This is a genomic window from Streptomyces sp. NPDC093260 (assembly GCF_040683715.1).
Taxonomy (GTDB): Bacteria; Actinomycetota; Actinomycetes; order Streptomycetales; family Streptomycetaceae; genus Streptomyces; species Streptomyces sennicomposti.
The window spans coordinates 90337-113986 of the sequence record NZ_JBFBEK010000023.1 but is presented as its reverse complement, the minus strand read 5'-3'; the positions used below and the strand labels follow the sequence as shown (position 1 = coordinate 113986).

Here is a 23650-nt window from a genome sequence, read left to right as displayed (position 1 = left end):
GATCTGCGCTTCGGTCGTTCAACTACTTGCCGGACGCTCTTCGGTTGAGGGCGATCCAGTATGCGGTCATACGGCGTGAAGGGCCGCCGTATCACGCTTGCGAGGCGTCGTTCTCCACATAGAACAGGTGAGGTTTCCGCGATGTACACACAAGAGCGCGCGACGATTTCCAACCTCGTGGTCGGCGGCCCGGTGGCGGTGAACAGCTACGACAACGCGATCGTGGCGGCACTGGTCGAGAACCGGCCGGTCATGCTCGTCCACGCCTTCAACGGCGGCTACCTGCGGCCCGTCGAGCTGAAGGAGGAGAGCCATGACAAGGGGGTCAAGCTGGCCACCGCGCTCGACCCGGCCACCAAGGAGGCCAAGGGCCACCTCTGGTACATCAGCCCGGCCGGCTTCTTCGGGCAGCGGCCGCTCTACGTCATCGAGAGCGCCGCGGGACAGGTGTCACAGAAACCCGCAGCCCCGGGGGCAGCCGACGCCGGCCGAGGTGACGACGGTGTGCCCAAGCCTCAGCGCAGGCGCATCACCGTCCACCAGGAGGCGCCCAAGAGCACGGCCGACAGCGTCCAGGTCGGCCTGCCCGACAAGGTCGGCGACAAATGGCGCGGCAGGAACAGCGCACCCGAGGACACGCAGCTGTGGATCGTCACGGTGACGCCCTGGGGCGGGATCACCTTCGTGCCGATCACCCACCCAGACACCATCCTCGGGTTCAAGGACCACGCGGTGGCGGCCGACAGCGAGGTACGCGTCACCTACAACTGGGGTGGGGACTTCACCGGGACGGTCATCAACACCTTCTACCCGCGGCTGCCCAGCGAGTGGGACGTCCCCTACCACCACGTCTTCACGTGATGCCGGTGCACCGTCGCACCTCACCCGTTCCGAGCCAACGCCCGCCCCGCCTGGAAGAGGCACCAGCATGCCCCTGCCCATGGAAGAACTGAAGTTCCACATCGTCAACGCCGCCTCGGGGAGAACCCTTGGCGCCGAGGCCGCGCCGGGCGCGGACGGAGCGCTCGTCGTCCGCGATTCTCCCGACGGTGACCCGTTCCCGGAGCCATGGCGGCTCACGCCCGTAGCGCCCGCGCCGAGCGGGCAACCCGGGGACGACCCCGCATATGTGTTGCGCAACGCGACCAGCGGCAAGGTGCTCGACAACCCCGCCGCCGCGGACCACGGCGTGCGCCGGGCGAACGCCGCCGCGGGCAAGAAGGGACAGCAGTGGCGCGTCGTCCCTGCCGAGGGTGAAGCGGACCTCTACTTCATCGAGACCGTGACCGACGACACCGTCCTCGACCTTGCCGACCCCGGCGAGGACGGCACACGGGTGATCCTGCGTGAGTACGACGAGAACGCGGCAAGCCAGCGCTGGCGGTTCGTGACCGTCGAACCCGAGCGGACCAGCGACCCCGTGCTGCGCTGGGCACACCTGAACCACTGGAACGGCCGCCGGTCCTGGCGCCTGGCCCGTTCGGCCGCGATGCGCCCCGCACCCAACGCGGCACCCTCCTTCAGCGATCTGCTGCTGGTCCTCGAACGCTTCGGCAGCGACCAGAACGCCGGCGGCTGGGGAAGCGCAGGGGGCGGCCGCCAGCCCAACGGGCAACCGGGCGGATGGGCCGGGCTCGGCACGCGCTTCCTCGCCGACACCACGGGGGCTGGCCGGGCGGACATCGTGGGCATCAAACCCGCGAAGGGCGCTGTGACGGTGTCCAGCAGGGGCGACGGTACGTTCGACGACGACGAACGCGTCCTGCACCAGCCCCCGCCCTCCCCGAACCCGGCCGACCTGTGGACCCTCGCGGACATGGCGGGCGACGGCAAGCCCGATGCCGTCACACTGCGCGCCGACGGTGTCCGCGTGTCCCCTCGGGACGACGGCGGGACGTTCGCGCCGGCGGGCGGCGACCCGGCTGTCAAGGCGTTCGGCCACGACCAGCAGGCCGGCGGATGGGTCGCCGACAAGCACCCCCGGTTCCTCGTCGACACCACCGGCGACGGCAGACTCGACATCGTCGGCTGCCACGACGACGGCGTCTGGATCTCGCTCCAGGACGAGGACGGGAAGTTCGCACCACTGCCCGATGAACCGGTCCTCCGGGCGTTCGGCTGCCACGAAAAGGCGGGCGGTTGGCTCGCCGACAAGCATCCCCGGTTTGTGGTCGACACCACGGGCGACGGACGCGCCGACATCGTCGGCTGCCATGACGACGGCGTCTGGGTCTCGCTTCAGGAGGAGGACGGCACCTTTCCCGAACCGCTCTACGTCCTGGACGACTTCGGGACCGATCGGGGCTGGAAGTCGGTCGAGGAGAACCCCCGCTTCCTCATCCGCACCGTCGGTGACGGGAAGATGGACATCATCGGGTTCGGCCCACAGGGCGTCGTCGTCTCACGGGGAAACGGTGACGGCACGTTCGAGCCTTCCCAACTGGTTCTGAACGACTTCGGGCACGCCCAGGGCTGGACAGGCAGAAAGCACCTCCGGTTCCTCGCCGACGTCACCGGCGACGGCAACCCGGACATCGTCGGCTTCGGCGACGAAGGAGTCTGGGTGTCGCACAACCGCGGTGACGGCCGGTTCGATCAAGCCCAACTCGTCTGCCGGGGCTTCGGATACAACGACGACGCAGGCGCCTGGCGCGTCGACCGCCACCCCCGCTTCCTCGCCGACATCACCGGTGACGGACGCGTCGACATCGTCGGCTTCGGCGGCCCGGGCGTGTACGTGGCCCGCAACCTCTTCCGCCGCTTCAGGACCCGATAGCCGTCCAAGGGTCTGCGCAGCCGTACGGTGCCGCGCGAGTGGATCGCCGCACGGCGCCGTACGGCGCAGCGCCCACCGGGTGGGCGCCCGAGGGCCGGCGGCCAGCGCTCAGAACCGTGATGGCCACGCAAGCGACGCAGCCGGCGTGCGGGTGGGCGAACCCACGCTCCACCGCCCGGCGCCCAGCCCGAAGCCGTGCTCGGTGCCGCGGCGGGCGGTCAGCGGCTTCACGCCGAGGCCGGTGAGCAGCGGGGCCAGGTGTGCCGGCGGCTCGGGCAGAGGCGGCGCCATGCCCCACCGTACGCGGTGGAAAAGGTCGCCCGGCGCACCGAACCTCCGCCGGACATCGAGCGTCTCCAGGTGTGTGGGTGCGCACTGACCTCGCGCACCGAGTCGTACTCGAGGGGAAACCGACACGTCATGAAGACCAAAATGACCGCCGTGGCCCTTGCGGCGATCGTCGCCGCCGGCACCGCCGTCGCCGCCGTCCCGGCCTCGGCCGCCACCGCCAAGGCCGCGCCGACGCGTTGCCACACCACCGACCTGAAGGCCGGTTTCGCCACCGGGGACGACGCGAAGCCGGAGATGGGGCGGACCGGGAAGCAGACGCAGGCGTTCATCTGGTTCACCAACAAGAGCAACCGCACCTGCACCCTGTCCGGCTTCGCCGGTGTCGACATGGTCGGCGCGCAGAAGACCGACGGCACCTGGTCCCTGGTGCGCTCCTCCAAGAAGCCCACGAAGATCACCCTGGGGCGCGGGGACACGGCGGACTTCAGCATCAACCTGCTCCCCGTCGCCAAGTCCACGCCGCGGAAGGAGAAGTTCGTCCCCGCGAAGTTCCTGGTCACCCCGCCGAACGAGACGACCCACTTCACCCTGAAGTGGCCGTTCGGCGGCCAGATCCTGAAGCAGGACGGCGCCACCCGCCCGGGCACCTACCTCAACCCGGTCGGACAGTGAGCGTTTTCAACGTTGCCGCTCCAGGGTGAGGATGGCGGCGGAGATTGACGACAGGCGGTTGGGGCTGCAACGGGCCCGGCGGAAGATCCGCCAGGACTTCACTTGCGCCACGGTTCGTTCGACTGGCGCTCGCGCAGCTGACAGGGCTCGGTTGATCGTCCACTGGGTCGGGTTGAGGTCCTGGTGCGGGAGCCGTCTGATCGGCGTGGTCACCCAGGAGCCGGCGCCGATGTAGGCGCGGTCGGCGAGGACGGGAACGCCTTGGCGTTCGCAGATCCGGATTATGCGGTGGGTGCGGGCCGCGGTCAGATCGTGGGTGCGTCCCGGCAGCGCGGGCGAGATCCACAACAGCTTGCCTGTGGGATCGGCCACCACCTGCACGTTCACGCCGTGGCGGCGGTGCTTCTGGGAGAAGTCCGCCCGGCTGTCGCCGACCCGGTCGCACTCGGCGAGGGTTCCGTCGAGCAGCACGTAGTCGGGATCGGCCTCCCGCAGGACTCGCAGCAGGCCGGGCGCCCTGTGGGATAGATGATCGACGACGGCCCTGGCGTACGCGTGGGCGGTGCCGACGGATATGCCGAAGCCAGCGGCGATCTGCGTGAGTGGGTCGTGCCGGCGAAGGTAGATCAAGCCGACGAGAGCACGCTGGTGGGGCGGGAGCTTGCAGCGGCGGTCACCCTCACGGGTGACGATGAGCATGGTTACCCACTCGACCAGGGCGTGAGGCAGGTCGAGTGCGGCAGGATAGGGAACCAACGAGGCTCCTGCGCTGATGAGTTGAGACGTCGAACACCTCCCTCAACGGCACAGGAGCCTCGTGCGTTGCGGACGTCGGCCTCGTCACCCGATCAGTGGCCACCCTGAAAACGCTCAGTAACTTCCCGCGGCCGCGCGGTCGGAGCTCCAGGACGGCTTTGACCGCGCGGCGCTCGTCCATCGCCCAGTAGCCCTCGGCAACCCGGTCCAGGGGCAGGGTAAGGGTGAGGTCGAAGACCCTGCCCGTCGACGGCCACCTCGTGCGGGACGCCGACGCTGCCACCAGGGCGGGACGAGTGCGGGGCCTGCCGCGTGGGCTCGGCGGTGCCGCCGCTCCGGTGCCGAGTCACGCCGATGCCGCCGCAACGGGCAGCCTACGCTTGGAAGGATGTCTCCGACGGTCTGACGGGGCGCTCGGCGGCCCGGTTCGCACGGGCCGAACCACGTCGACGAGCGGCACGGCGGGCGCCTACGGCTGGACGGCCAAGCGCCGCGACCTCTACGCCGACGACTTCGGCTGTCCAGGCTCGCTGGTCGCCGTGACGGCCAGGTCGAACCGCAGCAAGGCCGACCAGGACGTGGCCGAGCGGATGCCGCCCGTAGAGGAGGCCCGCTGTCAGTACCTGGACGAGCGGGTGTCGGTGGACCCTGCCGGTCGACGCGGTCGGGGGACGGGCCCTTCAGCGACCGGCCGAAGTCTGCCCGGCCGCCATCCTGGACGTGCCACCCGCCTGACCTCCCACAGCAGCGGGCCGTCTTCCTCCACCCGCTCTCCCCGAACCATCGCGGTGCGCGTCGTGCGGTGCGCCGGCCGTCGCGAAGCACGGTTCTGACGTGACGCGGGCCTCGGGAGGTGCCTGCCGGGCCCCGTGCGGCATGATGGCGGCCATGCGTAGCGGGGTGGGCGGGGGGTTCCGCCGACGGTGGCCATGGCGCAGGCGTGACGAGTCGGCGCTCTTCGGGATCGAGGCGGAGATCACCGCCTTCGGTGAGGCGCTGGACGTCCATTCCTTCAGCCCTGGCCAGGCCGGCGCCACCGATGAGATGCGGGCTGAGCTTGCACGTGCTCTCGACGCATACGATCAGGCGAAACGGGACGTCGCCGGCGACCGGTTGCGGGAGGGCGGACTCGATGTCCTGCGCACGCTGGACGAGGGCAGGCACGCGCTGGCCCGTCTGGATGCCCTGATCGCCGGCCGGCCTCTGCCGGAGCGCATGCCGCTGTGCTTTTTCGACGCCCGGCACGGTCGGGCCGCCCGGCAGGTCAGTTGGGCGCCCCCCGGCGGGGTCGCCCGCACCATCGCCGTATGCGCAGCGGACGCGGTCCGCCTGACGGAGGATTCGAGTCCCAGCGCTGTGGGACAGCTGGTCCCGGGCAGCAGGGTGCGCACACAGTCACGCGGGGCCGAGCCTCGTCCGAGGACGCCGGCGAGTGTTCCCCAGCCGCAGGTCGGCGGAGGGGAAGACAGCGGCCAGCAGCTCCATCGGCTGAAGATGCCTTCGTACCGCCCGGCTGTGATGGTCTTCTCGTCCAACGGGCGGGCACGGGTCCACCTGCGCTTCGAGGGCAGCAGAGAAGGGCGTTCCTCGCGTCTGTACCGGCTGTCCGGCGACGGAACCCCCTTCACCGCCCGGATCCCCCTGCCGGAAGGGACCAAGGCGACCGCCTTCCGCGTGTTCGGCGTCGGCGAACAGGAGGCGTGGACGGCGACTGCGGCACCGCTCCGTGAAGTCCCGCGCTTCCACGACGCCGTCAACGGGACCGGTTCGGATGTCGTGCACTACCGGGGGGAACCGGGACCAGGTGTTCTGCACTACGCGGGGTCGAGTTTGGTCCAGTTGGAGGCGCTGGACGACCGCCTCGCCTACCGGGTGACGGTGACCGAGGGGCGCGCCGGAGTCCATACGTTCCAGTGGCCGGGCCGCGGCTACTACCAGGTGCGCTCAGCCGGCGCATGGAGCCTGTCCGTTGCGTGACGGCGCGCGGCGGTGCCTTCCAGCGCCGAACCTCCAGGTGGACGCCGCGGCCGCGGACGGTCTTGACGGCTCGGGTGTCTCTGCCGCCTCCCGAGCGGACGGTCGCCGGGCAGGCACCGCTGTCGCGCCGGGAGTCGGATCGGACGTCCCGGTAGAAGGCGACCTCGTCGTGCCGGCTGGAACGGGTGATCGTGGCCCCATGGTCGGCGTTGGGGCAGCTTCGGACGATGTGCTTGAGACTGTCTGGTCGTGGCAGAGATGATGAGTGGTCCGGAGGCGGCCCTGGCTGAAGCGCTGTCCCCTTCGTGCAAGCAGGGTGTGCGCGCCGGCACACCAGGTGCGGGCGCACTCACCACGAGAACGCGTGACGCCGTCCAGGATCTTCGACGAGCGCCCGCGCACCACTGGCTTCGTCTTGCAGAACGAGTCCGCGGTGGAACCCCTGCTCGCCGTGTTGCGCCGCCAGGGGCGGGCCGTGCCCGAGGACGTGTCGGTGGCCGCCGTCCAGGCCTCGGTACGGCTCACCTCGGCCGCCGTCCCCGCCCAGGAGACGGGCCGGCACACTGTCGGGCTCCTGACGGGCGAACTCGACGGGCGCGGGACGGACGGCGCGGTGCTCATCGCACCCGCACTGACCGTGCGGGCCGGCGGGGGACCGGCGCCGGCCAACGCCCCGACCGGCCCCCAGGAGACCTGCGGATCACCAGCGCGGCGGCGAATGCACCGAAGGGCCGCACCGGTTGGGGTGCGGCCCTTCGACGTGCCCCACCTCCTCTGAGACAGGGCTCACCAGGTCATGCCAGCGAGAACTTCTGGGCTGCGGCGCCGTTGCAGTCCCAGATCTGCAGGCGGGTGCCGTTGGCGGTGGCGCCCGACGGCGAGTCGATGCACCGGCCGGTGGTCGGGTTGGATATCGAGCCGTCGGCGTTGGCGACCCAGTTCTGGTAGCCGCCGCCGTTGCAGTTGGCCAGCTGGAGCTTTGTGCCGGCCGCGTTCACCCCGCCCGCGATGTCCAGGCACTTGCCCAGCGTGCGCAGGGTCTGGCCGTTCCAGGTCCACTTCTGGTCGAGCGACGTGGCCTGCTGGCAGTCCCAGAGCTGGACCGCCGTGCCGTCGCCGCCGGTGTCGTCGCCCGCCACGTCCACACACTTGCCGCCCGGTCCGTAGATCGGGGTGCCGATGGCGAACTTCTGGGCTGCGGCGCCGTTGCAGTCCCAGATCTGCAGGCGGGTGCCGTTGGCGGTGGCACCCGACGGCGAGTCGATGCACCGACCGCTGGTCGGGTTCCGCAGCGAGCCGTCCGGTTGCCGCACCCAGTTCTGGTAGCCGCCGCCGTTGCAGTTGGCGAGTTGGAGCTTCGTGCCGGCGGCGCTGTTGCCGCCCGCGATGTCCAGGCATTTGCCGAGGGTCTGCAGTGTCTGGCCGCTCCAGGTCCAGTGCTGGTCCCTGGCCGCCGACTGGCAGTCCCAGAGCTGGACCGCCGTGCCGTCGCCGCCGGTGTCGTCGCCCGCCACGTCCACGCACTTGCCGCCGGGGCCGGTGATCGTCTGACCGCTCACCGAACCGCCGCCGCCCCCGCCCCCGGAGCCGGGCGCCTTGTTGTAGACGGCCACCGAGTCGATGACCAGCTTGCCGCCGGACACCGTGGACGCGTTCGGGCCCCCACCGAAGGCGTCCGGGAAGCCGCCGCCGATCGCCAGGTCGTAGATGATGAAGAAGGGGTGGTCGACCGCGTTGGACCAGGTCGCGGCGTCCACCTGGTTGGCGTTGATCGTGTAGAAGTTGTTGCCGTCGAGGTAGAACCTGATCTGCTCCGGCGACATCGAGCGGTCGATCTCCACCGCGTAGTCGTGGAAGCCGGTCTGGCAGCCCGGACAGGCGCGTTCACCGGAGCCGATGCCGGTCGACTCGTTGCACGGCCCACCCGGGTTCACACCGCAGTGCAGGGTGCTGAAGACGGAGCTGCGGCCGTTGATGTCCTCCATGACGTCGATCTCGCCGGACTTCGGCCAGGTCACACCGTCGCGCAGTGGCGCGCCGAGCATCCAGAACGCCGGCCAGTAGCCCGCGCCGTTGGCGGTGGTGACGTTGGGCTGCTGGAGGACGGACTCCATGCGTACGACACCGCCCGCCGGGGCTCCGAAGCTCGCCGACTGGGTCTCCACGCGCCCGGAGGTCCATCCGCTGCGCGGGTCGGACCCCGAGTGCAGGGCCTGGAGCACCAGATGGCCCTGACCGTCGTAGTAGACGTTCGAGGTGCTGTTGGTCATCGTCTCGATCTCACCGGTGCCGAAGTTGCTGCCCGGCCCGGTGTCGTACTTCCACAGGTTCTGATCGATGCCGGTGCCGGACGCACCGTTGAAGTCGTCGCTCCAGGTGAGTGTGAAGCCCGACGGCGCCGGGGGCACTGCGGCCTGGGCGTTCATCGTCGTGGTGACGGTGGCCGCCACCGTCATCACGACGACGGGTAGCAGAGAGAGCGCTCTCTTCCACCTGCGGCGCGGTGCCCTTCCAGGGGGTGATTGCATAGGTCTGGCCTCCGAAGAATCACATGATCGCGTCTGTCCGCTGTGCCACCCTGGTGATCTTCGTCAACGGGGAGCAGCGCACGCGCCCTTGCGGGTCCGGATGACGACGAACGGGGCGACGGTCGGTGCTTGGGCTGCCGTCGGCAGGCAGACCCCCAGCGGACGGCCGGGCTGTTGTCTCCAACCGGCGGATGCATCACCAACTCAATTGCCAGTACTGCGGTGTTGAGCCATGTGGAGTTCTGTGCGAGGCAGACGGTATTGGCCCAGACCAACACCGTCAAGGCTGTGCAACGGACTGAGAACGGCTTGGGTGCTTAACTGACGGTTTCGAAATGATCTGCAGATGTGGTCGAAGAAGATCACGCTGTGAGAGCACACTGGTCCTCGCAGGCGAACGGAGTCCGCATCGGTGGCGAGGCCGTTCGCCGCCTGGCGCGACCGTCTTCCCGGGCAGGACCGCGCCTCCCATCGGTACTGCGTCACGCTGGTGGAACTGCGCTAACCCGGCCCGGAAGGCGCACCGCGGCCGGGGCTCCCGTCCCGGCCGCCGTCCGTTACCCCCACGCCGGCGACGCCGTCCGTCCATGTCCCCCGGGGCGCACAATCGATCCGGGTGCGCACCAGAGTGCGCACCGGCCCCGGATGCGTTCCGGTCGCGGCCAAGCCCTCCGGCCCGGGTCGCGATGGCACGGAATCGCCCGAGCCCGTGGGTACCTGCGGTTGCCGGAGGTGGCGGTGACAGGCGGGGGACGCATCGACACGCGTGCCGGTGCCGTTGTCCGCGTCGAGGGCAGTCGTACTGCCCTGGCTGACCAGGGCGACCCCGGGCAAGCGGCTCCTCCTGTTGAAGCTGGCGCCTGTCGAGGGCGACGGGCGGCCCGCGCTGTGGCGGATCGCAGTCCGCGCGGTGCTGCTCGGTGTGGTGACCCTCCCGCTGATGGCAACCCTCGTCACCGCGTCGGTGATTCTGCTGAACGGGCCCTCAGGGGAGGTGCGCCGGGTCCGGGACGCAACGGCGGCGGACCAACGCATGATCCAGTGGCAGATGATCGACCACTTCCCGCAAGTGCTGCTGATCGTCTTCGTCGTGGTCCTGCTCGGCGGATACGTACTGATGACCTGGAGGCGGGAGGCGACCCTCTGGGCCCACGAGCGGGCGTCCGGGCTGCGCACCGTGGCCCTCACGCGCACCCGGGCCGCGACCGGTCCCCACGTCGGTTCCCAGGTCGCCCCCGACGACGAGTACGTGCATGCCCGGCAGGCTCTTGAACCCTGCCCTTCCCCCGGCCGGAAACCGCAACGCGGACAGCCGCACCGTCTCTCCCGGCCTGCGGAGGGCGACCACGTCGCCGACGCAGCCCCCCGGACATGAGCAGCACATCGCCGGTGAACTGACCAAGGTCCGCACGTTCTGAGGTTCTCTCTCGGAGCCGGGACTCACCCGCCGCAGGCGACGAACAGCGTGGTCGCGGTCAAGAGCGGAGTTGGTCATGGCGCGTAGCGTCCTGCCCCGACATGAAGCGAGCGCGCCGGCCGAGACGCCCCGCGACGCCGCCGCGACCCGAACTCGCGTGGCCAGGCGGCTGCGGGGCCAACCGCGCCGGGCATGGGCTTAGATGGGCGACCATGACCAACGAAACGCCTTCGCGTCCCAGCCGTCGCTCCCTGCTCGCGTGGACCGGTACCACCGCGTTGACCGCCGCCACCGTGTCCCTGGGCGCCGCCCCGGCCTCGGCTGCCACGTTCCCCGCGCCCGGTTCCGCCCTCCTGGTGCCGTCGGCCCGGATCGACCTCAACAGCCCCTCCGAGAGATGGATACGGGAGAAGGCCACCCAGGACGCCACCATCATCCAGGCGCTCGGCTACGACAACGTCAACCGTCACATCTACTTGGCGCAGGTGACGCAGGCAGGCCGGCAACTGGTCGGCGAGAGCGCCCCGGTGAGCAGTGCCGAGCGCAACCGGCGCGGTGATCTGACGATCACCAAGTGGGACATGGACGGCAACACCCTGGGCTATATGTACTTGCGTGGCTTCGGGCACGGCGCCAACATCGGCGTCGAACCGGTCGGCAGCAGCGCCTGTCTGTGGATGGAGGCCGACGGCGTCGAAGTCAAGGACAAAAAGGGCAACATATCCAGTCGCGGCACCCGCCTGGCCCGCTTCCCGTTCGTCAACGGCCAGGTGCTCGACACCACCTCACCCACCCTGGCCAAATACACGCCGGTGCCCGGCTCCACGCACAACAGCGCCACCATCGACCCGGTCTACGGCCGTCTCGCCATCCGTTACAAGGACACGGACAAGGTCTACAAGTACCAGATCCACGACATGGACCTGGCCCGCCTGGGGATCTTCAGCGAGCCGCTGGCGACGATCAGCGAACCGTCCCTGACCGCTCTGCCCGGCTGGCCCCTCACCATGTACGGGGACCCGTACCTGCAGGGCTACGCCGCCGTGGGCCGCTACCTCTACATGCTGCACGGCAACAGCTACGGTTTCAGCCAGGACATCGACGGAAGCGGTCAGGAAGTGGTGATCTCCCAGCCAGGTGTCGGCAACACATTCCTGTCCTCGGTGAACCTGGCCACCGGTGCCTTCGACCCCGCTCCGCCCGTTCCTTTCGACAAGGACGTGAACCCCCTGCACACCACGGCCGCCTACAGCCTGTCGTTCCGCGAGCCCGAAGGCCTCGGCGTGCACATCCCGGACCTCGCCCGGCCGGACGTCTTCGAGCTCGGCATGGGTTTCGCCTCGGATGGTGACGACGGAAAGCGCAGGGCGAGCATCTACGGCAAGGCCGGCCTCGTCCAGCCCGCCTGAGACCCGGAGTTACCGTAACGAGCTCGTGCAGGGTGGGCGGTGAGGCGTCGGGAGTCGCGGCGGGGCTCGGCGTCCTGGTCGGTCCGGCCGCGTTCGTCTGATCGGTGACGTGCTCGCTCATCGGCGGCCGACTTCGGGATTCCGGACAGCGGGGCGGGCTGCCGCAAGGTCAGGTTCGTCCGCCAGTGCGCGGCGACCAGCGAGACCCGGTCCTCCAACGGCGAACTCCACGGTCGTCCTCTCCGGACCGCATCCGCTCCTTCGCGGCGCAGCGCGGTGCCGAGCCAGCCGGACTGACGCGGTTCCAGCCCAGTGATGAGGCTGTCCAGGAAGGGTTCGACGCTGTGATCACACCAGACACAGCAAGAAGTCTTCACGCCCTGCACCCGTGCTGGCCTGCGGTAGTCAGGAGGAGGAGTACCTCTGCGGCTCCATAGCCTTGAGCAGGCACTCGCGGTCGGCCGCGCTGATCAGTCCGTCTGGAAGAGCCTTGTCCTCCAACAACGCGTGCAGTGCAGAAGCGTGTGTGGCGAAGGAGGCCCTGCACCATTCGCGTTCCGGGTGATCGCACTCGTTGCCGAGCAGCAGGACCTGGCGTTCGTTGTCCGCGTCGACAGGTTGAGACAGCTCTGCAGCAACGACCAAGAGGTCGACCAAGCCGGAGCGCACCGCGATGTCGGGGAGAGCTGCGAGGCGGATCAGGAAGGGCAGGGCGGCCGACATCGCCGGGCTCACGTGGAAGACGCTGCTCATCAAGACGTTGTCCAGCACGCGCAGGGCCTCAGGGCCGGCTACCTGGTCGAGCAGACCACGGAGCAGCACCGGGAGCTCGGCAGGGCACCCGGGGATCTGCGACCAAGCGACATCGGTGCAGCCCACAAGGGCGGGATGGCCGTATTCAGCCTGCTTTGTCTGCGGGTACTCGCGGAGGAACCGAGCGACGGCAGCCTCCTTGGCCGCCGCGTCCACTACGCACATCCTCTGCTCCTGCTCCAGCTCGCACGACACCGCCCTGAGGGACGTCCGTCGGATGAGACTCTTCCCCTGGCGAGCGTCGAAGGCAAGCACCGAGGTCGACAGCTGATGCCCCCTGCACCGGGGGTGGTGACGTGACAGCCTGCACCACAGCCCGGGACAGCCCTTGCCTCCACTTTCGACACACGGCCTGAGACCCCGTCCTACGTGGTGAAGCGGTCGTTGGTCTTGGCATGGGGGCGGGGTGCGTGGAGTGGGATGGTTCCGGCGGGGCTGTGGGAGATCGCGAGGCCGCTGATCCCGCCGTCGAAGGTGCGGCCACAAGGCGGTGGAACGCAGGACACGCCTGATGAGACGCTGTTCGCGGCCCTCATCCACGTGCTGGTCAGCGGCTGTGCCTGGCGCCAACTGCCGGCCTGCTTCGGCATATCGAAGGGGCTCTTGATCGGTGCCGCCTGCCCACTTCCGCAGGCGGAAGTCAGAGGCCCTGACCGGAGTCAGAGGGTCATGAAGGGCGAGTGCTCGATGAGCAGGAGCTTGCGCAGTGACGTGCGGACACGCGACAGCATGCTGCGACGCGGCGGTGCGGGTACAGGCATGACTCCCCCCAGCAGCGGTAAGGTACGTCTGGTTGCGTACCTCTAGGAAGGTATGCAACCAGACGTACCTTGTCGAGAGGTGAAGTGATGACGGCAGGCGAGTTGGCCCACCCTCGCACTGAGGAGTTGCAGGTGGGTCCCATCCTTTTGGCGCTGGCTGACGCGAACCGGCGTCGGGTCGTGGCCGAACTGGCCGAACGGCCAGATGAAGAGCGGCTGTGCGCTTCCTTCGACCTGCCGGTGGGCAAGTCCAGTCGCACCCGTCACTGGCGAGTACTGCGCGAGGCGGGCTTGGTGTATCAACGCGACGCCGGGAACGGGCTGTACATGCGCCTCCGCAAGGGGGACTTGGACCGCCGCTTCCCGGGCCTGATCGAGGCCGTGATCGCCGCAGGCTGACGGCGCTGAACTGCGTCAACTCGCGGCAAGACGGCGGTAGCTGATGAGGGCTGCGGCTGTGCCGACAAAGGCGAGGAGGTGTTCGGACTTGCGTTCGCAGCGGCGGTGCAGCCTCCGGCAGCCGGCCAACCAGGACACGGTTCGCTCGACCACCCAGCGGTGGCGGCCCAGCGCTCCCGGCTCCACTGGGCGAACCTCCGACAACCGTCTGCCGGCGCGGCCCGGACACCGGGGAAGCTGCCGCCACGTGCACCCCGACGGCGCCACGAAGACGGCGACCATCGCGAGGGCCTGGTCCCGGGCACCCTCCACGGGCAGGTGTTCGGCGTCGGTGACGACGCCGAACCGCCTCACGCCAGTGTCTCGTGGTTCGCCCACGCCGCCTCGAACGGGTAGCGGGTGCGCCAGGTGTCGAAGACCTCGCCGACCTCCGGCGCGGCGAACAGAGTCCCCAGCGCCTCCACGTCGGCGGCGCCGAGCTGGACGACGACCGTGGCGATGAACGCCGGGATCTGCTCCTCGCCGGGGACCGGGATGTGGCGCTGAGCGGCGAACGTCTGGAGCACGCCGGTGCCCTTCGCGGCTTTTTCGAGGTCCGCGAGGTACAGGTTCAGGTCGGCTTCGGGAATCGGTTCGGTGAACTTGACGAACATGGTGTGCTGCATCATTTCCCCATACGACCATGGGATACCCAGGCGCGTCCAAGACCTCTTCCGCAGGTATTCGATAGCCTGGGGGAATGGATCTGTTGGAGGTCAGAGAGCTGCGGTACTTCGTCACCGTCGCCGAGGAACTGCACTTCGGCCGCGCCGCCGACAGGCTCGCCGTCGCGCAGCCGGCCCTGTCGAAGACCATTCGGCGCATCGAGGGCCGACTCGGCACGAAGCTGTTCGACCGCACCAGCCGCAGTGTCGTGCTGACACCCGCGGGCGCCGTCCTGCTGGAGCACGGACGGCATGCGCTGAACGCGATGACCATCGCCGTGCAGAACACCCGACGCGCCGCCGACGACGCACCGCTCAGGCTCGTGATCAAACCCGGCGGGGACGCGAACCTGCTCTCCGGAATCCTCGCCGCCTACGCGGAGCGGCCCGGTGCCCGGCGCGTCGACATCCTCTTCAGCGGCGCCACTGACCGCACCGATCATCTGCGCGACGGGCGCGCCGACGCGGGCCTGCTCTACGCCCCGTTCGATGATCTGGGCGGGCTGGCCACCGAGACCCTCCACGTCGAGGACCGGGTGGCCGTCCTCCCCGAAGAACACCGGCTCGCAGGGCGCGACGCTGTCGCCCTGGGCGACCTCAGTGATGAGACCTTCCCGCGGTGGCCGGGCGTCCCCGGCGGCGGAAGCGGTCCCGAGATCGCCGATGCCAGGGAACTCACCGCACTGGTCCGGATCGGCCGCGTCGTCGCCGTCCTGCCCCGCTCACTCATCACGCCCGTACCGCCGGGCATCGTGTGCATCCCTGTCCCCGACGCGGGACCGAGCCGGATCGTCATCGCCCGCCGGGACGACGATCACCGTGACCACGTCACCGCACTGATCGCCGCCGCCGCATCACTGCGTTGCTGGTCATGACGCTGTTGACGCGTGGTGTCTGACGTGAGCTCGGGACCACCCGCGCTCGAAGCCCCTCGGCGCACCGGTGACCCACGGCGGCACAGTCGACGTGTATCGGGCGGATGACGGCGCCCTGCGGCCGGGGGCTGGTAGCGGCTCTACTCCTCGCTGTCGTCCTCGTCCTCGCCGTACCGTTCGTAGTCCTGGCGCCAGGTGTACCCGCGTGGAATCTCGGGGTCCTCGACGAGGCCCGCTGCGTACGCTTCGGCGTAGGCCGCTTTGGCCGCCTCACTGGGCTGACCGTTGGTCTTCATCAGGTGCCCTGAGACGTGCTGAGGGGACATGGGCCGCTCAGGGGGAGCGGCTTCGTCTTCTTCGTCCTCTGGTTCGGGCGCGGAGGACTCCGTGTCGAGGGTGACCCGTTCCCCGGTCTCGTCCTCGGTGAGGTAGTCCTTGGCGAGCAGTAGAGCCAGGCCGGACACCGCGACGGTCATGACGCCGATACCCACGCCCTTGAGGGTTTTCTCGTGCTTGCGGTACCACCTCTTCGCTCTGCCGGCGACGGAGGTGGTCTCCTTGGCCTCGTCCTCGGAGGCGTTCGGCTCACTCGGGTCCATGGGCTGATCTTGCCGGTGTCCGGGCGGCCGCGGTAGCGGTTCGCCTCAGAACGTGTCCGCGCACGGCTCTGCGCCCGGCGTGCAGCCGGTTGTGCTCGGGGGACTTGGGGCGGAAGCGCGTGAGGCCCCCCGCGGCGAAACGAGGGGCCGGGTGTGCCGACTCATCCGGGCTGGGCGGGCCAGGCACGTCCCGCGTGGCGCGGGTCACTCCTCTATTGGGCATCGTTCGACCGCAGAACTCAAGGGCCGCGGGGGAGTGTTTACAAGACGCCTCCAGCTCTGGCGCTCCCGCCCACCGCCGGACCACCATGATTGCGGCACCTGATACGCGGGCGAACGCGTACAGACCATGACTCATCCGGGCTAAGTGGTGTAGGAGTTGATCGAGTTGAGCTGGAGCACCTTCTTCCAGCGGTTACTGCTGTTCATCATCGTGGGCGCTCTCGTCCTGGTGCTGATCGGCGCCGGTGTCGACGCAAGTCTGGCGTTGACGATCGCGGGTACGGTCGTGCTGATCACCAAGGACCTGTGGGGCGGGGGAAATGGGCGGCCGCCGGGCAGGGGCGCGGAGGCCGATCCCGGCGAGGGGGCGCCGTCGTGACCGCGTCGGCCTTCGAACTGCCGCCCGAGAAGCAGGAAGTCTGCGCGGATCTCCGGGACGAGGCCGCGCAGAGCGGGCTGAGCTACCGCGCGATAGCGCGGGAGGCGTACGCCTCGCCTGCGGCGGTGTCCCTCGTCATGAACGGCCGCCGGTGGCCGAGCCCGAGGATGTTCGAGGCGATCGTCGAAGCCATGACCGGCAAAAAGCACGGCGGGCACTTGGCGGAGAAGTACGCCAAGGCCGCCGGCGGTGCAGCACTGGCTCTCCTGCTGCTCCTCGGCGCCGCCCGTGGCATCACGGCGAGGGTTTCCCCGGCCCCGGACTGCCCGCCGCACAAGCCGGGTTGCGCCATCGTCGACAGTGGGCGCCACGCCGGACCCTCCGATGAGGTGACGCTGGCGCCTGGGGATCAGCTGGGCATCGCGGTGTACGCCGGGCCGTACGACCGCCACCCCGTGCGGTACATCCACGACAAGATCAGCGTGACGCTTGTCTGTGGGGACAACGTGATGAGTGGCCTCACGAACCGCTACCTCGTGTCCACGCGAAGCCAGGAGTTCTGGGTGGACAAGGTCACCATCACGCAGCACCTCGACTGGCTGCCGCCGGAGTGCGGGCGGTGAGCTGAGACCGGACGCGCGGAGCAGGTGCACCGGCACATCCCGGTGCACCTGCTCATGGTCTCGTCCGAGTCTGGCGACCGCGTCGTACAGGGTCGTTCCGGACAGGCCGCTGAGGTTCTGGAGTCCGCCTCCGCTGAGCGGACCGTGTCGGGGCAGCAGTTCGAGCACGAGGGCCTCGTGCCGTCGGCCTGCGTATCGGGGTGCCGTCACTTTCAGGCAGGCGGCACAGCACGGGAAGGTCCGCCCTTTTACATCAACGGTGCGGATGAACAATCCGGATGACACGAGCCGCGCCACTGCGGTGTGGCCCGTGCCTGGACTGGATCTGCGGTCTACCGTCGGATGATTCTGTCGGACTATTGACGGGAGTCGTCGTAGCGGCGGGCGACGTTGACATGCTGCCGTCCGCCCCTGGCTGTCCGTACACCATGGCGGCTCTCCTCGGGGGACGTCGGTGCGGTACGACGGGCCACGTCGTTGTGACGCGGTGCACTGTGAGCGCCCCAGGTTGGCGGGAGGTTGGTGCCCTGAGGACGAGGCGTCAGTCGCGCAGGGCCGCGCCGAGACGGGCGGCCGCGATGGCGCGACGGGTGTCCCGCGGGCCGAGCAGGCTCAGCGCGTGCTCGTGCACCTCCACGTCGTACGGAGCCCGTTCGCCGTACCGCAGCGCGTGCTCCGGACGGGCGCTGGCGAGCACCGTCTCGCGCACCGCCACCTCGAGATGGGTGCGCCACTCCGCGATGCCCGGCGCCTCGGACCACGGCAGCAGCGGGCCCCGGTACAACCGCAGGGCCGTGTCCGCGTCCCCCTTCTCCAGCGCCCGCAGCACGTCGGCGGCGTCGCAGGCCACAGGCGCGGTCAGCGCGTAGCGACGGGTGGCGACACCGCCGTCGAGGGCGCGCCGCAGATGGGAGATCTCCGCCTTGAACGTGGACGCCGTCACCGGCCGGTCGCCGTACACGGCCTCGCGGAGGCGTTCGGGGGAGTAGCCGTCCGGTTCCAGCGCGAGCAGTGCCAGGATCTCCAGCTGCCGGGGCCGCAATGCGAGGGGAACGCCCTTGCGTACGGCTTGTCCGGCACCGAGGCAGGTGAGGTTCACGGGGTCGGCGTCACCGCGGGGGCGCGAGGGGGGCTCTGTGCGGAGCCGGGCCTCGACGGTGGCGACCAGCGAGCGCACCGTGGACATCGCCAGAGGGTTGGAGCGGTCCCAGGTGGTGGACATGTCCAGAACGCCGAGGACGCGTCCGTCCGGGCCGTGCACGGGAGCGCAGTAGCAGACCCAGTCGTGCAGGGCCGTCACCAGGTGCTCGGCCGAGAAGACGGAGCTGGGGCGGCCGGTGCGCAGCGCGAGCGACAACGCGTTGGTGCCCATGGCCTGTTCGTCCCAGCGGCCGCCCGGCGCGAAGTTGACACGCTCGGCCCGCCGGCGCATGGTCGCGCCGCCGCACGTCCACAGAATCGTGCCGGACTCGTCGGTGAGCGCGGTGACGAACCCGGCGTCCTCCGCGATGCTGCGCAACTCGTCGGCGAGGCCGTCGACCGGCCGGCGCAGCGGCGATCCGCTCCAGCGGTGCCGCACAGTGCCCCCGTCGGTGACCGGGGCGCTGTCCCGGCCCGGATCCACGCTGCTCAGCGAGCGGACCCACGATTCGGTCACGTCGTCGCGCACCGCTTCCAGACCGCGCGGACTCGATCCGGCGGTCCTCATCTCCGGCACCAGGCGGGACCATTCGCTCTCCAGCGCGGCCCTGCGCCGCCTGAGGTCACTGCGTTGTGACATGTACTTTGCCCTGTCCTCGAACGGGGACGACAGATTATTGTCCGCAGGGGCCGCGCCGGCGCACCTGTCCGAGCGGTCCGCGCCCCCCTGTCCGATCGGACAGGTGCCGTACCCCGACGCGCGCGCCTAGCGTGGTCTTCAGTTGGACGACAGTGTTATCGACCAACTCGGCCGTAAGATCAAGGTTGCATGTGCGTTGCGGGCTTCCCGCCCTTTGGAGGTCGCATGTCGCTCACATCTCACGTCATGGTGGACGGCGGTGACGATCCGAGTGCGGACTGGAGCCGCGACGAGGGCCACTGCGAGCTTCTGGGACCGCAGCGCACGAGCACGCAGGCCGTGCGGCAGTCCGCCCGGCTGGCCAAGTTCCATGTGCCCGAGGTCGTGTTCGGGCCCGGTTCGCTCGCGGAGCTCGGGCACTGCGCGCTGCGCCTCGGCGGTCGCCGGCCTTTCCTGGTCACCGACGCCGGGCTGACGGAGGCAGGCTGGGTGGACGAGGCGGTCGGCCATCTGCGCAGGGCCGGTCTGCGCCCTGTCGTGTGGTGCGATGTGACGCCCAACCCCAAGGACCGAGAGGTGCAGGCCGGCTTCCAGCGGTACGCCGCCAGTGGCTGCGACGTGATCGTGGGGATCGGCGGCGGCTCCGTCATCGACGCGGCCAAGGGCGTGGCGATTCTGTCGAGCAACGGCGGGCACATCCTCGACTACGAGGGTGTGGACCAGGTCGTGCAGCCCATCCCCCCGACCGTGATGGTGCCCTCCACGTCGGGCACCGGGGCGGACGTCTCCCAGTTCGCCGTGATCACCGACACCACCGAGCACGTCAAGATCACCATTGTGAGCCGCACGCTGGTGCCTGAGATCTCGGTGATCGACCCGCGGCTGCTGACCACCATGCCGGACTGGCTCAACGCGGCCACCGGCCTGGACGCGCTGACGCACGCCATCGAGGCGTTCGTCTCCCGGGCGCACAATCCGCTGACGGACAACCACGCCCTGCACGCGGTCGAGTTGATCACCGCGAACCTGGTGCGCACCCAGGTCGACCCCATGGACTTCGGAGCCCGGCTCGCCATGGCCCAGGCCGCGCTGGAGGCCGGCATGGCCTTCACCAACGCCATCCTCGGCGCGACGCACGCCATGAGCCATCAGGTCGGCGGTCTGCTGGACGCCCCGCACGGCGTGGTCAACGGCGTGCTCCTGCCGCACGTCATCCGGTTCAATGCCGAGGCGTGGCCGGAGCGCTTCGTCGCGCTGGGCGCCGCGGCCGGCCTTCCGGTCTCCGGTGTGCCGGCACAGGAGGTGGCCGAACAGCTCGCGGATCTCGTGCGCGCACTGGCGGACGACGTCGGCGTGCCGAAGGGACTGGCGAGCCTCGGGGTCGCGGAGCGCGACGTGCCGGTCCTGGCCCGCACGACGCTCAAAGACGCGTGCATGGCCACCAACCCCAGGGACGTAGACGTGCGGGACGTGGAGACACTGTTCCGCGAGGCACTGTGAGGCGATCCCGGTGAGCACCCCCGAACGTACGAACCGGACCGCCGACCTGGGTGTCCTCACCGGACTGCGGTCCGGCAAGCGGTCCTTCTACCCGGCGTACGTCCGCTCCACCGAGCGGCTGGAGAGGACCGTGGAGGCGCTCGACGGCATCTCCCGCGCCCTCGTGCGCACGGCGGAGGGTCCGCGCGCCCTGGTCGAGACCGTCGTACGGACCGCGGCCGAGCATCTGCGCGCCCGCTGGCTGCTGCTGGCCGTCGCCGACGGCGCGCTGCGGGCCGCCCGTCCGCGGTTCCTGCTGTACGCGGACGACGTGTTGATCGACGACGAGACCCGGATACCCGTTGACGTGCGTGAGCACCTGCAGCTGCTGCGCACCCGCCCCTGGGAGGCCCAGGGGCCCGACCGGGGCCGGGGGTGGGTGCGCGCGCCGATGACCCTGGACGACGAGCCGGTCGGCGGCATCGCCGCTGAGCCCGGCGCCGGTGTCGAGGTCGCCGACACGGATCTGGCCATCCTGCGGGTCCTGGCCAACCAGGCCGCCGTGGCGCTGCACCACACGTTCCTGTTCCACGCGGCGACCACCCTGCGCGGACGCGCCGAGGAACTGTCCGAGGCGGCGGAGCGGCAGGCCCGGGACCTGGCCGCGCGCAGCGCCGAGCTGGCCGAGACGCAGGCGCGGCTGCTGGACGCGATGCAGCGGCAGGCACTCGACGACGAGCGGCGCCGCATCGCACGCGAACTGCACGACAGCGTCTCCCAGTATGTGCTCAGCGCCGGGATGACCGTCGAGGTGTGCCGCGCGGAACTGGCGGGCCTGGGCGGACGGCCCGCGGAGATCGCCGGACGGCTGGCCGGCGCGAAGGACCTCAACCGGCAGGCCGTGGAGCGGCTGCGTGCCGCGATCTACGCTCTCCACCACACCTCGCAGGAGCCGGCGGGCCCGCTCCCGGTGATGCTGCAGCGGCTGTCCACGGTGCACCTGCCCACGAAGCTCGACGTCCGGGTGCGGGTGGCGGGCAGTCCGTCGCCGCTGCCACCCGAGGCCGAGCAGTCGATCCTCCGGATGACCGGCGAGGCCCTGTTCAACTCCGCCACGCACGGAAAGGCCGGTCGAGCACTGGTGCGCTTGCGGTATCTGCCCGAGATGCTCGTGCTGACCGTGTCCGACGACGGCGGCGGTGACCCCGCTCAGCTGCGCCGCGCTCTGCGCGTGACGCGGGCGACCGATCTCGCCGGACGCCATCGGGGGCTGGCGAACATGGTGGCACGGGCCGAGGAGCTGGGCGGCAGACTGTCGATCCGCCGGTCGGCCATGGGAGGAGTCCTGCTGCGGGTCGACGTCCCGCTGCCGGTGACGCGCGTCGGGGAGGCAACGGATGACCACTGAGCAGCACACTCACGTACCCACGCGGGCTTTGCGGATCGTACTCGTCGACGATCACGCCATCGTCCGGCACGGACTGCGGTCGATCCTGGAACGAGAGAGTGACCTGGAGGTGGTCGGCGAGGCGAGCACGGCCGCCGAGGCGGCCGCCGTCGTCGAACGAACGCGTCCGTCGATCGTGCTGCTCGATCTGAAGCTGTCCACCGCGGCCGACACCGAGGGCCTGGACCTGTGCGCCCGGCTGACGCAGCGCCACCCGGACCTGGCGGTGCTCGTGCTCACCACCTTCCTCGACGACTCGCTGGTCGTGGAGGCGATCCGGCACGGTGCGCGCGGCTACGTCGTCAAGGACGTGGACACCACCGAACTGCTGCGCTCCATCCGCGCGGTGGCCCGTCACGAGAGCGCCTTCGACTCGCACGCGGCCGCGGCGATGGTGCGTTCGATGCGCGTGCAGCCGGAGCGGCCGAGGTTCACCGAACGGGAGTTGAGGGTCCTTCAGCTGCTCGCCCGTGGGCTGAGCAACCGGGAGATCGGCGGGGAGCTGTACATCTCGGAGACCACGGTGAAGTTCCACGTCCGCAACATCATGCGCAAGACGGATGCGAGCAGCCGGGCGGAAGTCGTGTACGAGGCGACCAAGCTGGGCGTGATCTGACGGGCGGCAGGCCGGGGCCGGCCCTCGGCGGTCCCGGCCTCCCGCCCCCGGGTCATCCGCCTACGGCCGGGCGGCCGGGCGGCAGTCCGGGCCCACCGGTGACCGGCGAGTCACAGGGAGCAGGAGGCAGAGGGACATGGACGCTGCTTCGCGTTGTGTCCTTCGGGGGGGCGCGGTTCGTGGGGGAGCGGCTCAGCCGGGCTCGACGACCAGCCAGCCGCCGTGGAAGGCGCCGACCGAGAAGCGGTGGGCCGTGCGGCGGCCGAGGTCGGCGAGTTGCTCCGGGGTGAAGCACCGCACGTGGCCGTACGCGGCGGTCGGCTCGTCCTCGTACGGCACGGCCACCACCACTCGCCGCCGGGCCAGCCGCAGCGCCTCGTGCACGACGGCGTCACCGTGCCCGGCGTCGAGGTGCTCCAGTACGTGGATGACGGTGACGGTGTCCACCGAGCCGTCGGGCAGCGGCACCCGGGAGGCGTCGCAGACCAGCGCGTCGAGCGCACTGCCCCGGGCGCGGGCCACGGTGTCCAGCAGCCGCATGGCGCCTCGGGAGAGGTCGGAGGCGATCACCGTCTGCCGCTCCCGCTCGGCGAGCAGCAGCGGCAGGAAGCCGAAGCAGGAGCCCAGGTCCAGCACACTGCCGGGGGAGACCAGGTCCAGCGTGCGCCGGTACACGGGCGCGAACCCGGCGATCGAGGAGTGCTCGGCCGGCTCCGGGGTCTGCCAGTACTGCCGGATGCGGGCCAGCGTGTTGTCGTAGAAGGTGGTCCAGGCGGCCAGCGGCCCGTCCACGCAGGAGCGCACCACCCCGGTGAAGACGCGCTCGAAGACATCGCTGCCGGACAGCCAGCCGGGGGCGAACAGTTCCTCGGCGAGCAGCCCGGCCAGGTCGTTGTCCAACTGCTCGGGCAGCAGCGAGTGGCCCAGTTCGACGCGGCGGCCACGGCGGCGCAGCGTGAAGTGCTCGGTGCGGACGACCAGCGGGGGGAACACGCTGCCGGGGACCTGCCTGTCGCGGATCACGCGGACCAGAGGGTCGGCGTACAGACCGGGCGTGCCCGGCGCCAGCGGGTCGATCCGGCGGGCGGCGATCGCGCTGCGAAGGCTCGGGACACTCATGACTGTGA

20 protein-coding genes and 5 pseudogenes are annotated in these 23650 nt (G+C 70.1%); 15 read left to right on the top strand and 10 right to left on the bottom strand.

Going from position 1 to position 23650, the window contains the following annotated elements:
• Window positions 1–141: 141 nt before the first annotated feature.
• From AB0N63_RS26225 to AB0N63_RS26215, 3 genes are all read left to right on the top strand, one after another.
• The gene (locus tag AB0N63_RS26225) at window positions 142–861 is read left to right on the top strand and encodes a hypothetical protein (protein ID WP_365532182.1); all 720 of its coding nucleotides are present in this window, start codon (window positions 142–144) and stop codon (window positions 859–861) included.
• A gap of 67 nt (window positions 862–928) precedes the next feature.
• A complete protein-coding gene (locus AB0N63_RS26220) occupies window positions 929–2776 on the top strand; it encodes an FG-GAP-like repeat-containing protein (RefSeq protein WP_365532180.1) in 1848 nt (615 codons plus the stop codon).
• 420 nt (window positions 2777–3196) lie between these two features.
• Window positions 3197–3739 (top strand): DUF4232 domain-containing protein, encoded by a 543-nt coding sequence (locus AB0N63_RS26215; RefSeq protein ID WP_365532178.1) that lies wholly within the window; start codon window positions 3197–3199, stop codon window positions 3737–3739.
• Window positions 3740–3745: 6 nt separating this feature from the next.
• Here the strand turns inward: AB0N63_RS26215 and AB0N63_RS26210 are convergent, their stop codons facing one another.
• On the bottom strand, window positions 3746–4495 hold the full coding sequence (locus tag AB0N63_RS26210; protein ID WP_365532175.1) for a transposase family protein: 750 nt from the start codon (window positions 4493–4495) through the stop codon (window positions 3746–3748).
• Between the two features lie 145 nt (window positions 4496–4640).
• Window positions 4641–4824, bottom strand: a pseudogene (locus AB0N63_RS26205) (IMP dehydrogenase); the annotation flags it as partial.
• Window positions 4825–5371: 547 nt separating this feature from the next.
• Between AB0N63_RS26205 and AB0N63_RS26200 the strand changes: the two are divergent.
• Both AB0N63_RS26200 and AB0N63_RS26195 read left to right on the top strand, forming a co-directional pair.
• Window positions 5372–6472, top strand: a complete 1101-nt coding sequence (locus AB0N63_RS26200; protein WP_365532172.1) for a hypothetical protein — start codon at window positions 5372–5374, stop codon at window positions 6470–6472.
• 364 nt (window positions 6473–6836) lie between these two features.
• Window positions 6837–7139, top strand: a pseudogene (locus AB0N63_RS26195) (substrate-binding domain-containing protein); the annotation flags it as partial.
• A 127-nt stretch (window positions 7140–7266) separates the two neighbouring features.
• Here the strand turns inward: AB0N63_RS26195 and AB0N63_RS26190 are convergent.
• Window positions 7267–8928 carry a ricin-type beta-trefoil lectin domain protein gene (locus tag AB0N63_RS26190; RefSeq protein WP_365532169.1) on the bottom strand — a complete coding sequence of 554 codons (1662 nt, stop codon included), beginning with the start codon at window positions 8926–8928 and terminating at the stop codon, window positions 7267–7269.
• 838 nt (window positions 8929–9766) lie between these two features.
• Here AB0N63_RS26190 and AB0N63_RS26185 point away from each other — a divergent pair.
• Together AB0N63_RS26185 and AB0N63_RS26180 are read left to right on the top strand one after the other, a co-directional pair.
• Window positions 9767–10375, top strand: coding sequence for a hypothetical protein (locus AB0N63_RS26185; RefSeq protein ID WP_365532167.1), 609 nt, complete (start codon window positions 9767–9769; stop codon window positions 10373–10375).
• Window positions 10376–10629: 254 nt separating this feature from the next.
• Window positions 10630–11826: a teichoic acid biosynthesis protein C gene (locus AB0N63_RS26180; protein ID WP_365532164.1), complete on the top strand. Its 1197-nt coding sequence runs from the start codon at window positions 10630–10632 to the stop codon at window positions 11824–11826.
• A 122-nt stretch (window positions 11827–11948) separates the two neighbouring features.
• Here AB0N63_RS26180 and AB0N63_RS26175 read toward each other — a convergent pair.
• A pseudogene (locus tag AB0N63_RS26175) lies at window positions 11949–12187 on the bottom strand (IS5/IS1182 family transposase); the annotation flags it as partial.
• Window positions 12188–12231: 44 nt separating this feature from the next.
• The gene (locus AB0N63_RS26170; RefSeq protein ID WP_365532161.1) at window positions 12232–12894 is read right to left on the bottom strand and encodes a hypothetical protein; all 663 of its coding nucleotides are present in this window, start codon (window positions 12892–12894) and stop codon (window positions 12232–12234) included.
• 165 nt (window positions 12895–13059) lie between these two features.
• On the opposite strand from AB0N63_RS26170, the pseudogene AB0N63_RS26165 reads away from it, so the two are divergent.
• Together AB0N63_RS26165 and AB0N63_RS26160 are read left to right on the top strand one after the other, a co-directional pair.
• Window positions 13060–13236, top strand: a pseudogene (locus AB0N63_RS26165) (transposase); the annotation flags it as partial.
• A gap of 251 nt (window positions 13237–13487) precedes the next feature.
• Window positions 13488–13799 (top strand): helix-turn-helix transcriptional regulator, encoded by a 312-nt coding sequence (locus tag AB0N63_RS26160; protein ID WP_067055777.1) that lies wholly within the window; start codon window positions 13488–13490, stop codon window positions 13797–13799.
• 15 nt (window positions 13800–13814) lie between these two features.
• Here AB0N63_RS26160 and AB0N63_RS26155 read toward each other — a convergent pair.
• Both AB0N63_RS26155 and AB0N63_RS26150 read right to left on the bottom strand, forming a co-directional pair.
• Window positions 13815–13970 (bottom strand): annotated as a pseudogene (locus AB0N63_RS26155) (transposase); the annotation flags it as partial.
• A gap of 179 nt (window positions 13971–14149) precedes the next feature.
• Window positions 14150–14467, bottom strand: coding sequence for a hypothetical protein (locus AB0N63_RS26150; protein WP_365532158.1), 318 nt, complete (start codon window positions 14465–14467; stop codon window positions 14150–14152).
• A 71-nt stretch (window positions 14468–14538) separates the two neighbouring features.
• Here AB0N63_RS26150 and AB0N63_RS26145 point away from each other — a divergent pair, with 71 nt between their 5' ends.
• The gene (locus tag AB0N63_RS26145) at window positions 14539–15378 is read left to right on the top strand and encodes a LysR family transcriptional regulator (RefSeq protein ID WP_365532156.1); all 840 of its coding nucleotides are present in this window, start codon (window positions 14539–14541) and stop codon (window positions 15376–15378) included.
• Between the two features lie 140 nt (window positions 15379–15518).
• On the opposite strand, the gene AB0N63_RS26140 is transcribed toward AB0N63_RS26145, so the two are convergent.
• Window positions 15519–15977 (bottom strand): hypothetical protein, encoded by a 459-nt coding sequence (locus AB0N63_RS26140; protein ID WP_365532153.1) that lies wholly within the window; start codon window positions 15975–15977, stop codon window positions 15519–15521.
• A 388-nt stretch (window positions 15978–16365) separates the two neighbouring features.
• Between AB0N63_RS26140 and AB0N63_RS26135 the strand changes: the two genes are divergently transcribed.
• Window positions 16366–16578 carry a hypothetical protein gene (locus AB0N63_RS26135; protein ID WP_365532150.1) on the top strand — a complete coding sequence of 71 codons (213 nt, stop codon included), beginning with the start codon at window positions 16366–16368 and terminating at the stop codon, window positions 16576–16578.
• On the top strand, window positions 16575–17201 hold the full coding sequence (locus tag AB0N63_RS26130) for a helix-turn-helix transcriptional regulator (RefSeq protein WP_365532147.1): 627 nt from the start codon (window positions 16575–16577) through the stop codon (window positions 17199–17201). Before AB0N63_RS26135 ends, AB0N63_RS26130 begins: the two co-directional genes overlap by 4 nt.
• A gap of 541 nt (window positions 17202–17742) precedes the next feature.
• Here the strand turns inward: AB0N63_RS26130 and AB0N63_RS26125 are convergent.
• A complete protein-coding gene (locus AB0N63_RS26125) occupies window positions 17743–18981 on the bottom strand; it encodes a transcriptional regulator (RefSeq protein WP_365532144.1) in 1239 nt (412 codons plus the stop codon).
• A gap of 225 nt (window positions 18982–19206) precedes the next feature.
• Between AB0N63_RS26125 and AB0N63_RS26120 the strand changes: the two genes are divergently transcribed.
• From AB0N63_RS26120 to AB0N63_RS26110, 3 genes are read left to right on the top strand one after another with little or no spacing between them, the layout of a single operon-like run.
• The gene (locus AB0N63_RS26120; protein ID WP_365532141.1) at window positions 19207–20481 is read left to right on the top strand and encodes an iron-containing alcohol dehydrogenase; all 1275 of its coding nucleotides are present in this window, start codon (window positions 19207–19209) and stop codon (window positions 20479–20481) included.
• A gap of 10 nt (window positions 20482–20491) precedes the next feature.
• Entirely contained in the window at window positions 20492–21868 is a 1377-nt protein-coding gene (locus tag AB0N63_RS26115) for a histidine kinase (RefSeq protein WP_365532138.1), read from the top strand.
• Entirely contained in the window at window positions 21858–22523 is a 666-nt protein-coding gene (locus AB0N63_RS26110) for a response regulator transcription factor (protein ID WP_365532135.1), read from the top strand. Before AB0N63_RS26115 ends, AB0N63_RS26110 begins: the two co-directional genes overlap by 11 nt.
• Before the next feature lie 192 nt (window positions 22524–22715).
• Here AB0N63_RS26110 and mftM read toward each other — a convergent pair whose 3' ends face one another.
• Window positions 22716–23642: a mycofactocin oligosaccharide methyltransferase MftM gene (gene mftM, locus AB0N63_RS26105; RefSeq protein WP_365532132.1), complete on the bottom strand. Its 927-nt coding sequence runs from the start codon at window positions 23640–23642 to the stop codon at window positions 22716–22718.
• Between the last annotated feature and the right edge of the window lie 8 nt (window positions 23643–23650).